This is a genomic window from Holospora elegans E1 (assembly GCF_000648275.1).
GTDB classification, from domain to species: domain Bacteria; phylum Pseudomonadota; class Alphaproteobacteria; order Holosporales; family Holosporaceae; genus Holospora; species Holospora undulata_A.
The window spans coordinates 1-11,040 of record NZ_BAUP01000109.1; the positions used below are offsets into that span (position 1 = coordinate 1).

7 protein-coding genes and 2 pseudogenes are annotated in these 11,040 nt (G+C 37.1%); 5 read left to right on the forward strand and 4 right to left on the reverse strand.

Features of this window, described 5'->3' with window-relative positions; translation table 11 throughout:
- Window positions 1-1,302: 1,302 nt before the first annotated feature.
- Both alaS and HE1_RS09355 read left to right on the forward strand, forming a co-directional pair.
- A pseudogene (gene alaS, locus HE1_RS04415) lies at window positions 1,303-3,905 on the forward strand (alanine--tRNA ligase).
- Window positions 3,906-4,117: 212 nt separating this feature from the next.
- On the forward strand, window positions 4,118-4,297 hold the full coding sequence (locus tag HE1_RS09355) for a hypothetical protein (protein WP_035545153.1): 180 nt from the start codon (window positions 4,118-4,120) through the stop codon (window positions 4,295-4,297).
- 1,158 nt (window positions 4,298-5,455) lie between these two features.
- Here HE1_RS09355 and HE1_RS07385 read toward each other — a convergent pair.
- Together HE1_RS07385 and HE1_RS09725 are read right to left on the reverse strand one after the other, a co-directional pair.
- Window positions 5,456-5,725 (reverse strand): IS630 transposase-related protein, encoded by a 270-nt coding sequence (locus tag HE1_RS07385; RefSeq protein WP_084491052.1) that lies wholly within the window; start codon window positions 5,723-5,725, stop codon window positions 5,456-5,458.
- A gap of 945 nt (window positions 5,726-6,670) precedes the next feature.
- A complete protein-coding gene (locus HE1_RS09725; RefSeq protein ID WP_242837202.1) occupies window positions 6,671-6,841 on the reverse strand; it encodes a hypothetical protein in 171 nt (56 codons plus the stop codon).
- Window positions 6,842-7,298: 457 nt separating this feature from the next.
- On the opposite strand from HE1_RS09725, the gene HE1_RS04440 reads away from it, so the two are divergent.
- Window positions 7,299-8,081, forward strand: a complete 783-nt coding sequence (locus HE1_RS04440) for a thioredoxin domain-containing protein (protein WP_162480346.1) — start codon at window positions 7,299-7,301, stop codon at window positions 8,079-8,081.
- A 287-nt stretch (window positions 8,082-8,368) separates the two neighbouring features.
- Here HE1_RS04440 and groL read toward each other — a convergent pair whose 3' ends face one another.
- Window positions 8,369-10,033 carry a chaperonin GroEL gene (gene groL, locus HE1_RS04445; RefSeq protein ID WP_006292358.1) on the reverse strand — a complete coding sequence of 555 codons (1,665 nt, stop codon included), beginning with the start codon at window positions 10,031-10,033 and terminating at the stop codon, window positions 8,369-8,371.
- 13 nt (window positions 10,034-10,046) lie between these two features.
- Window positions 10,047-10,337, reverse strand: coding sequence for a co-chaperone GroES (locus tag HE1_RS04450; RefSeq protein ID WP_006292354.1), 291 nt, complete (start codon window positions 10,335-10,337; stop codon window positions 10,047-10,049).
- 332 nt (window positions 10,338-10,669) lie between these two features.
- On the opposite strand from HE1_RS04450, the gene HE1_RS04455 reads away from it, so the two are divergent.
- Both HE1_RS04455 and HE1_RS08260 read left to right on the forward strand, forming a co-directional pair.
- Complete coding sequence (locus HE1_RS04455) at window positions 10,670-10,888, forward strand: hypothetical protein (RefSeq protein ID WP_035545162.1); 219 nt, start codon at window positions 10,670-10,672, stop codon at window positions 10,886-10,888.
- Window positions 10,848-11,040, forward strand: a pseudogene (locus tag HE1_RS08260) (hypothetical protein); the annotation flags it as partial. The gene HE1_RS04455 and the pseudogene HE1_RS08260, both read left to right, overlap by 41 nt.

The window sequence follows — 11,040 nt, forward strand, 5'->3', positions numbered from 1 at the left end:
GCAAGAGTATAGTATGCTGTATTTTTTCGACCAAACCTGAAACACCATCGCCATGAATCTTGTCGACCGCGCCAATGACAACTTTTAACGCATTAGTCCAACACTTTCAGTTTGATTTAGTATATACCAAATTTCAATGCTCTATTCGACGCTATTTCGTGATTCCTCAAAGTATCTAATTCAACCTAAAATACTATATGAGAATTTCTATCTTTACGGAGCGATTGAATCAGCTACAGGGAAGAATTTTAATTTAATTATGTCGCATGTTCAGCATGCATGAATACATATTTGTCTGAGCTAGCCAAAGTATTTGTAAATGATAATGCCAAATTCCATTGCTCATTACTAAATGAACAGAGATACATACATTTGATGAAGAGCGTATGGTATTTATAATAAAAAATTATAAGGATAAAGAATGGCTTGTGTGTCAAAAATAAATAGAAGATTATGCTGTTGAATTTGCACCACAAAGTTTAAAACGGATTGGAAAAGATGCTTTGTTTGGGAGATAAATTGCAGGCTGTAATCTCAGATAAAAAAAAACGGGATCAGTAAAGTAGCCGAAGTATATGATAGGAAGGTTCACGCAGCAACTACACATGATACTGTTGCGGGATGCAAGGTAGGTTTGATAAGGCAGGTGCAAAATACTCATCGCTTCAATGCGTATGCGCAGATGCTGGTTATCGTAAACGTTCGAAGAGTTTGTTCAAAACATATTGAAGAAGACTGTAGAGATTTCGGCACGTATTACACAGGGCTGGGCAATTTTAGCGAAAAGATGGGGGTAGAGAGAACATGCTAAATCATTCTAGGCGATTGAGCAAGGAGTACGAAATAGGCGCTCAACCGGCAAAACACAACGTTATGATCCCCTATTCAATGCTACTGATTCTTCTGTTGGCTTAACTGTAAAGATAGGTTCTTATACTCGTCTATTATTTCATATCAACTCAGAATTGTTCAATAAGCTTTTTTGCTATTGATCGTAACATCTTTGTTAATGGCCTATTCCCCCAATGAAAACAATCTTTTATTTGATTAGATTAAAAATGATTAGATTAAAAAATTTTTAAAGTACTGTTTTGCTTGCTCCTTATCATTCTGACAATCTAAAATATTGAATAAGAGTTTCGTTTCTTCATAAGAAAAGGGGATCTACGGAAAATGCACTTCATTTTATTAAAAATTTAAAATTTTTTCCGATCTTAAAGCCATGATTGTATTTCCTATCTTTTTTACACAACCTATGATAGGATAGCTAGTAGTTTTTCTTGATCTAAAAGATTATACACAATGAAGATCGTTGATATTCGTAATGCGTTCTTAGATAATTTCCAATCTTTGGGGCACTGCATAGTTCCTTCTTCTGGGCTTGTGCCAGAAAATGATCCCTCGCTACTTTTTACTACCGCAGGAATGGTTCAGTTTAAAGATATTTTGATAGGAAAAGAAAAAAGATCTTATAAAACTGCAGCAACTTGTCAAAAATGCGTTCGAGCTGGAGGAAAACATAACGATCTAGAACAAGTAGGGCACACTGCACGCCATCATACCTTTTTCGAAATGTTAGGAAATTTTTCTTTTTCTGAATATTTCAAAGAACATGCTATTGAATATGCTTGGAATTTTCTTACTAAACGTTTAAAAATTCCTAAAGAAAAACTTTACGTTACTGTATATCACACAGATTTTGAAGCAGCTCAATTATGGAAAAAGTAGCTGATCTTTCAGACTCTCGCATTTTATTTATCAGTAGCCAAGATAATTTTTGGGCCATGGGAGACACAGGCCCCTGCGGGCCATGTTCGGAGATATTTTTTGATCACGGAGCCCATATCCAAGGAGGATTGCCCGGAACAGCTCAGCAAGATGGAGATCGTTTTGTAGAGTTGTGGAATCTTGTATTTATGCAATTTGAACGAACTCCCCAAGGAGACATTCCTTTAAAAAATCCTTGTATTGATACCGGAATGGGACTAGAACGTATTGCAGCAGTTATGCAAGGAGTTCATGATAACTTTCACACTGATGCACTGTATCATCTTGTAAAGGCATCAAAATCTTTATGTTCTGGTTCTTCTTGTAAAGCTTTTTCTGTGGAAAATCTTCCCCATCGTGTTATGGCAGATCACGTGCGCAGTGCAAGCTTTTTGATATCAGATGGGATTTTGCCTTCTCATGAAGGAAGAGGATACGTCTTGCGCCGTATTATTCGTCGCGCTTTACGCTTTGGTTCTTATATCAATGCGCCTTTGGATCATCTGTCAGATCTCGTTCCGTGTTTGCTTCAAAGTATGGGAGAAACTTATCCAGAGCTCGTACGTGCACAAGCATTGATACAAAAAACTTTATTTCATGAAGCAGAAAGATTTGAGAATATTTTGGCTCAAGGGATTCGCTTGATAGAAACAAGCAAACTTCATGTTCAAGATGGAATATTTCCTGGGGAAAAAGCATTTCAGCTTTACGATACCTATGGGATTCCCATAGATCTTATACAAGATATTTTGTCTGATGAAGGAATTGTTGTTGATCATGAAGGCTTTGAACAATACTTAGAAGTACAAAAAGCTTCTTCTCGTCAGCATAGTCTTGGTAATCAAGGGAAGACTTTTTATGACAAGGAAACTGAAAACTTTTGGAATGCAATAACTAAAGGACGCAATCCCAGCGGATTTTGTGGCTATCATGCACTGGAACACAACGATACGATTCAGCTTATTTTAGATCCTAGTGAAAAAACTCCTTTAGTAGAGCTCAGAAAAACTGGATGCATTGTAACACAAACCACTCCATTTTACGCAGAATCCGGAGGGCAAATCGGAGATAAAGGGTGGATCAAAGGTCCAAGTGGGATTATGGAAGTAACCCATACCGAAAAACACAATCACGTATTCGTTCATCACGGAACAATGCAACAAGGTGTATTAAAAGAAGGAGATTCTGTTATTTTAACAGTAGATTCTGCCTATCGAAAAAAGGTTCAAAGCAATCATTCTGCTACGCATTTGCTGCATAGTGCATTAAGAAGTATTTTAGGACAACACGTTTCGCAAAAAGGTTCTTTGGTGACTCCAGAGCGACTGCGTTTTGATTTTTCGCATCCGGCTGCAGTGTCTGAAGAAGAGTTATGTCAAATTGAAGCTTGGGTAAATGACAAGATATGGGAAAATCTTCCGGTTAAATTCGCAGTTATGCCTCAAGAAGCTGCTTTGAAAGCAGGAGCCATGGCACTGTTTGGAGAAAAATACGCACAAGAAGTTCGTGTCGTTTCCATAGGGAAATTAGACTCTCTTTCTTCTATAGAGCTATGCGGAGGAACCCATGTAGAGCATACGGGGGAAATTGGGCTTTTCAAAATTTTACAAGAAAGCAGTATTGGCTCAGGGGTGCGACGTATTGAAGCTGTCACACAACAAGAAGCATTTAAGTATGTTCAAACATTATTTTCAGAACAAAAAAAAATGATGCGATTGCTTAAGGCCTCACCACAAGATTTTGAGGAAAAAGTCCGACGCTTGGTGACAAGTTCTAAGCAGCTTCCTTCTGTTTCTTATGAAGTAGAGCGCCTTCATCACTCTGGTGGAGTATTGTGGTGGGGAGCGCTGCAAGGAAGCGATCCCAAATCCGTAAAATCCTGGATTGATAAGCTGAAGACGGAAAAAGAATTCGATGTGGGAATATTTTGGCTTAATTTTCAAGACAAGCACAGTGTCTATATAGCTGTTAGAGAAGATCGGGCCAGAACACACAGTGCTTTAGCTTTGTTAAAAGAACTGTACACTCTTTTAAATATAGACGCCCAAGGCGGGGGGTATGAAACTTTAGCACAAGGAAAGTGGCAAAAAAATATCTGTAAAATTAAAGCAATTGAACACTTGATAGTACAATTATAGTAATTTAGCTTGAAAGTGGGGCAGAGTGATGCTATTTTTAACAGAAAATGACAAAGAAACAAAACAGCTTCGATCTAAGGGAGTGAGTAATAGAAATATTAAACTTGGTAACGATCAAAAAACGATATCCTAAACATTTAAAGTTAGTAAAAGCAGTGTAAGTAGAGGGGGAATAAGATACAAAAAAGAAGGAATACTTATACTCATGCTGAATGAAATTGTTTAAAAGTTTAATTTTATGTGTTAATAATTTTTTTATGCAAAGATTTTTGAAAGAAGAAGATCGTGTTGTGTTAAGAACGCAGCATCAGCAAGAAAAGAACCGACGCGTAGAAGATAGGATTAAGACTGTTTTATTATCCGATAAAAGGTTGAGCTCGTTAAATTGTTGAGGTTTTTCTGATTGACGATCAGTTGTCATGTAGAGGAGTATAAGGAGGATCAAAAGTTAATGGTGTCAAGCGGGGGATCTGTGAGCAAGCTGAATATTTCACAAACAGCAAAACTTATCGCGCATTTGGAAGGCCACAACGTATATGAAGTGAGCGATATCTGCGGCTCATGTTCTTGAACCCTATGGCTGCACGCCCATAATTTTTCATTTAAAATCCAGCGGTATGGCACGCAAAGGTAGATCCGGCCAAGCGGGAAGCTTTTATTCAACGGTTATGACAACACCGCCGGAGAATGAACTCATCCTGTTTGGTGATAACGTGTCCCCCACCATGGCAACGAAAATCACCTGTTAGGCACCCCCGTTGCCACGACGGCCTACGCGCATGAACCTGATGGGAGTGACTGCACATGCGCCTTACGGTGGCGTCCTTAAAAACCTTGAAGACGTTTTTTGATCAGCTGAAAGACGCTTATCCAAAGGCGACTAACGTTCACCTGATCTTTGATCAAGGACCCTACAAGCAAAGACACCCAAAAGCAGCAAAAGAAAGGGGGATTAAGGTGCATTATTTACCCTTCCCTACAAGCCCAAATCTGCCCCCCATCTTCAGGCTAAATGACTATACTATAAAAAAAATGAAAATTTTGTGTTTAGGTTTGAAATATTTATAGTTGATGCATTGCAAAACATGTTAAAAAGATTTATTTTTGTGTTTTGTGTGCGCGCTATGAATACAGCAGAAAGTTCTATACTGGATAAAACATTAAAAGCAAAAATCCCCCTTATTATAGAAAAATATAAAACTTTAAAAAAAATATCTTAGAAAATAAAGAAGATGAGAATGAGTTTCATTACCTCTTAGTAGATATTACAGATCGCTTTGTTGATTATAAAAAAAAGAAGAGTTATACGAAAAGTAGCACAAGAATTAATCTCGCAAAATTCAATAGACCTCTTTGGAAATGATACAAAAAATAAAATCGAAAAAAATATCATCTATCTGATGGAAACGTATGTGAAATACGAGCAAATCAAAGAGTTGGAGAAGGAAAATTTCGGATATTAACCGGAGTTAAGAAAGCTACATTCCATAAAATGGTAGAGGTCCCAAAATAAAAAGAAATAAGGAAGAAAGATACAAGACTTGGATACGCTATATCTTTGATCTATTCTTGATACTGACTTCGCTTTTCTTTTCCTGCTTCCACGTACGAAAAGTCTTTTTTTTATAGCTATTTTTTAACCAGTAACCGATTGTAAAAATACTCACCCCAAATTCTTGAGCAGCTTTTTTCAAGGTCATATCTTGGTTTTTTTTGACGTACGCTTCAAGCTCCTCTAAGTCAATCTTTTTTTCTGAGTCATCACGCCTTTTAGGAAAATAACTGCCTTCTTGTCTGTATTTTCTATGCCAATTTTCTATGCCACCTGCCTATCGCTGATACACTTATTTTAAATAGGTGCGATGCTTCAATATATCCGCCCCCCCTCATCTAAATATTCTATTTCTCTTTGTCTTAAATCGTTGGTGTAGCTCTTTGTCATTTTCTTTTTATTGTAACAAAAAATTACACCTAATTCAACCTCAATTAACTATATCTAGAGAAAAAACATCAAGACTCTGTCTTGGATCTCAAGCTTATACTTATGTCTAGGACGTTGATAACGTCCTATCACTCGTCTTTTCCACAGAGAACAAATTATTTGCTGACGATTTTCTAAAATAATATAAGGAGTCAGGCCAAACAAACGTCAAATGTTCTTGAATGTTTCTGAATGTTTGCGTATATTAGCGAAACGGAAACTTACTTTAGATGGGTAATCCCCATACTTTCTTATAAAATTTACATAAAATCATACTTACGCAGCTAGTTTGTTGTTTACTTATCACCTTCTCCTTTATTCTGATTTACAGCAATACCTTGATAAGGAAATGTTAAATTTTATCGATGCTTTCTAAACTAAATGATTTTCTCTATTTTACTATGCAAGAGGATTCATTTTAATATGAAGGAATATCTGCAAAGTTAAAACCTGTGTTCACAGTTAAGCCAACAGACGAATCAGTAGCATTGAATGGGGAATCATAATGTTGTGTTTTGCCGATTGAACGCCTATTTCATAATCGGGCAATCACCTAAAATGATTTAGCAAACTCCCTATCCCCCATCTTTTCGCTAAAATTTCCCGCCCGACGTAATACGTGCCGAAATCTCTAAGGTCTTCTTCAATGTTTTGAATAACTCTTCGAACATTTTACGAGAACCAGCATCTGCGCATACGCCTTTAATCGATGGATATTTTACACCCGCCTTGTCAAATACCTTGCATCCCGCAACAGTATCATGTGTAGTTGCCGCGTGAGCCTTCACATGAAAAATATCTGGGTATCCGTGACACTATGGCGTTTACGCTCTTGGACCTTTTCCCCCCCATCAATCCCTTGATTTACAGATTTTTCCGTTGTTTTTGCACTTTGTAAGTTAATTAGACTGTAGGTTGGATTGTTTCGTCCATTGTTTATCCGGATTTTTTCCATAAGATCCCTTATCATTTTCTTCCAAATTTAGCTTTGTCTTTCTTGCATATAAAATCTGTGCACACTTTTCCATGGAGGCGGTAAAAAGCGCTACTGACAGCCCGTCTTTATGGAATAAAACACCCCGTTCGTAAGCGTTCTCACGTTTTTTACCATAATTCCCTGTATCAAAATGAGATTTTATTTAATCTCCTTTGTGTGGAACTCAAATCTCTCGGATAGGGCATGTCATTTCCCTTCTAACCAAGCTTTTTATCAGATCTTATTTAAATTGTGAAGACAGGTTTTTAGAATTTAGATTTAAAACTAACAATTGATATTTTTTTCTATTCTAGTCTTGCGACCTTCTTTAAAAAATTTGTCTCCACTTTTATGCATAAATGTATATAAGGAATTTTACTTCTTTTTGATTTTGATCTGCTTATATATATCTGTTGAAAAAAGTTTTTGGTATGTAATGAAAAAAATATTATTTTGTTTTTTATTTGGAATGTGTGCTATTAAAGGTTTTGCAAAAGTGTCCCCAGAAGAAATTGTAGAAATGTTTGAACAAAATCCAGAAATGTTCAATGTTTTAGCTCAAATGAGCTACCATTACGGAGCAGGAAAAAACCAAGGAGTCGATTCAGAAGAAGAAATTTTAAAAAAATCATTACAAAATATAGAGCTAGATTCTATTCCAAGCATTCCTTTAACAGAAACAGAAAACACCTCTAAGGTTGAAAATTCTGTTATTGCTTTTGTTTCTCCTTACTGTCCTCACTGCCGTTCTTTAATTAAAAACTTGATTCAACTAGAAAAAGAAAAATTTTTTGGAAACCACACAGACGTTCGTATTGTTTATGCCCCTACGAATTCTGCTTCGCACTGCGCTATAAAGGCTTTAATGGCAGCACATAAAATAAAAAAGAATGACGGTCTCGAAAAAACATTAGGGATTATTGATACACGCTTTAATCCTGTAGAAGCGTTGGATTGGCCCAAACTATTTGCGCAGCATCACCCTGAAATTTCGGAAAAATCTTTTTCTGAAATTATGAATTGTCCAGAAGTAGAACATCACTCGAAAAAATGTGCCCAATACATCTCAAAACTTAATATGGAAAGTTTTCCAGTAATTGCTTTGTGCAAAAAAAGTTCTAAAAAACACAAAAAAGAATTAAAAGATATTATTTTAGGAAATCCTAGCCATATTGGATTGCTAAGCCAAGCCCTAAGAGTAAAACTAAGCATAAAATGATAGAAAATTAAAGGAAAAGTCCTGAATTTTTTTGTTTCTATATTGAATTTTTTCTAACTCTTTGGCAATCCTTTTTTATTCTACACCTACACGATTTTAAAAAAATACTGATTGCCAAATATTTAAGGTTTTATCACTAAAATAAGTGTAAAGAATTTAAACACTTATTCTTACTTCTTTCATGTGCTTGCCGAAAAGACACAAGCACATGAATAAAAAGTTAATTTATAGCTTAGAAAAAAGCTGAATAGTTTCAGTAACACGGATACTTTAGAAAAAGCTACTTCCTAAAAATCCATGCCACCGCCCATACCGCCGCCCATGCCGCCACCCATTGCAGGTTTCTCCTTTTCAGGGATTTGAGCAATAATAACGTCTGTGGTATTAAGCAATCCAGAAACAGATCCTGCATTTTGCAAAGCTGTCCTTGCTACTTTAGTAGGATCAATAATACCCGCTTCTATCATGTCCACATATCGATCATGACGCGCATCGTACCCAATGTTTACGTTAGAAGCTTTCAAGACCTCAGATACTACAACTCCCCCTTCTTTACCAGCATTGTGAGCAATTTGACGACAAGGAGCAGAAAGTGCAGCCTTCACCGCATTAATACCGCAAACGAAATCTCGCCCACGTTCTTGAATTTCTGCGCTCTTAATCGCATCTTCTAGAGACTTTACACAGCGTAAGAATGCAGTTCCACCCCCTGGGATAATTCCTTCTTCTACAGCAGCTTTTGTTGCATGCATTGCATCTTCGACGCGATCTTTACGTTCCTTTAACTCTACTTCTGTAGCACCTCCCACACGAATGACTGCTACGCCACCAGACAGTTTGGCCAAACGCTCTTGAAGCTTTTCTCTATCGTAATCAGAAGTAGCGTCATTAATTTCTGATCGAATCTTATCACATCGTTCTTTAACAGAAGAACGCACCGGCCCGTTGACAATCACTGTAGTATTGTCTTTTTCGATTACAACATTATCTGCTCTTCCAAGATCTTCTATTCGAACGTCTTCTAACCGCATTCCCACTTCAGAGCTGACAACATACCCATTAGTTAACACTGCAATATCGCCCAGCATAGCTTTTCTACGGTCTCCAAATCCAGGAGACTTAACCGCTGCCACTTTAAGAACACCACGAATCTTGTTTACCACCAGCATAGCCAAGGCTTCCCCTTCAACATCTTCTGCGATAATCAAAAGACTTGCGGATTCTTTTGCACTTTTTTCTAATACAGGAAGCAAAGACTGAGCACTGCTAATTTTTCCATCGTATAATAAAATATAACATCGCTCTAATTCTGCCACGCCCTTGTCTTGTCGAGTAATGAAGTAGGGAGAGATGTATCCACGATCAAACTGCATACCTGGGACAACATCTAGCTCAGTTTTGAAAGACTTTGCTTCTTCTACGGTTATAACACCATCAGAACCAACTTTTTCCATAGCTTGTGCGATCATATCGCCAATTTCCGCATCACCATTAGCGGAAACTGTTGCAACTTGCGCAATTTTTTCATAATTTCCTTTTACAGACGTAGAAAGATCTTTTAATTTTTCCACGACTACTTCAACAGCGTAATCAATTCCAGAGCGAAGCTCCATAGAGTTCATTCCGGCAGAAGTTCCCTTGAATGCTTCACTGTAAATGCTTCGAGCAAGAACAGTAGCTGTCGTAGTTCCATCCCCAACCATATCTGCAGTTTTTGAAGCAACGCTTTTTACTAACTGAGCAGCTAAATTTTCATAACGATCTTCTAACTCTACATGCTTTGCCACCGTCACACCGTCTTTTGTGACTCTAGGATCACCAAAAGACTGCTCAATTAATACATTACGTCCATTAGGCCCTAAAGTAACTTGGACACAATTGGCAAGCTTGATAACTCCGCTAAGTAAAGATTCTCCAACTTTTGATCCAAATGCAATCTGTTTTACTGACATATGCTTCCTCCTTTTACGCTACAATACCAAACACATCGGATTCCTTCATCACAATGTGGTCTTCACCAGCTAATTTAACTTCTGTACCAGACCATTTTCCAAACAGGATGCGATCTCCCACCTTTATTTCTAGGGGCATAAGATTTCCTTGTGCATCCCTTGCACCTGGTCCCACTGCAATTACGGTACCTTCAATAGGTTTTTCCTTTGCGGTATCGGGAATTAAGATTCCTCCTGCAGTTTTTTCTTCCGCTTCTGCACGCTTTACAAGAATACGGTCTCCTAAAGGTTTAAATTTAGTCATGAGTTCCTCCATATTTGTTTACCGATATAGAAAATTAGCAGTCACGGTAACGGAGTGCTAATTACAGTTTTTATCCTAACACACACGAACTATTAATGCAAGAGGAAAAATAGAAAAAGTATGCTTTTTTAAAGGATTGTTTCCAAGGCGTTTTTCGCGTTAAATTGAGCGGTTGCACATTAATGAATAAAAAACAATTACACTTTATTTTATTTGAATGTTTTTTTAATAAAACATTTTTTTATTGTTATTTAAACCATACTCCCCCTCACTTTTTTGAAGGGTCTTTAAAAGACCCGAAAGATAGACTATTTTATTAAAAACAAACAACAATGTTTAATGCAAATGAACCTCTCATCCTTAATAAACAAGATAAAAAAATATTAGCTTTTCACAATTCCCGCGCAGAGACTTTTAAAACCTTCGTACTTAGTATGATCGATCAGCGAAAGGTTCAGCATCCTGCGCTGATCCACAAGATGAACTCTCCAGCTTCAATAAAATCCAAGCTTGAACGCATCAGGCGTTTTTTTAAAAGGACAAGGAATTGATTCTGGACTCTTCTCAAAAGCCTTAATATCAAGCATTTGGGAGCCAGTTCCTAAAATGCATTTAATGCTCGATGGCACCAATTGGAAGGTTGGAACGCAGAATATCAATTGCCTCGTACTAGCTGTTAGAGTTGGAAAGATTACATTTCCTT

Bases quoted from the DNA above. Each gene is read 5' to 3' on its own strand.
- HE1_RS09725 (WP_242837202.1), bottom strand. From the start codon at position 6,841: ATGGAAAAAATCCGGATAAACAATGGACGAAACAATCCAACCTACAGT.
- HE1_RS04455 (WP_035545162.1), top strand. From the start codon at position 10,670: ATGTTTAATGCAAATGAACCTCTCATCCTTAATAAACAAGATAAAAAA.
- HE1_RS04450 (WP_006292354.1), bottom strand. From the start codon at position 10,337: ATGACTAAATTTAAACCTTTAGGAGACCGTATTCTTGTAAAGCGTGCA.
- groL (WP_006292358.1), bottom strand. From the start codon at position 10,033: ATGTCAGTAAAACAGATTGCATTTGGATCAAAAGTTGGAGAATCTTTA.
- HE1_RS04440 (WP_162480346.1), top strand. From the start codon at position 7,299: ATGAAAAAAATATTATTTTGTTTTTTATTTGGAATGTGTGCTATTAAA.
- HE1_RS09355 (WP_035545153.1), top strand. From the start codon at position 4,118: ATGAAATTGTTTAAAAGTTTAATTTTATGTGTTAATAATTTTTTTATG.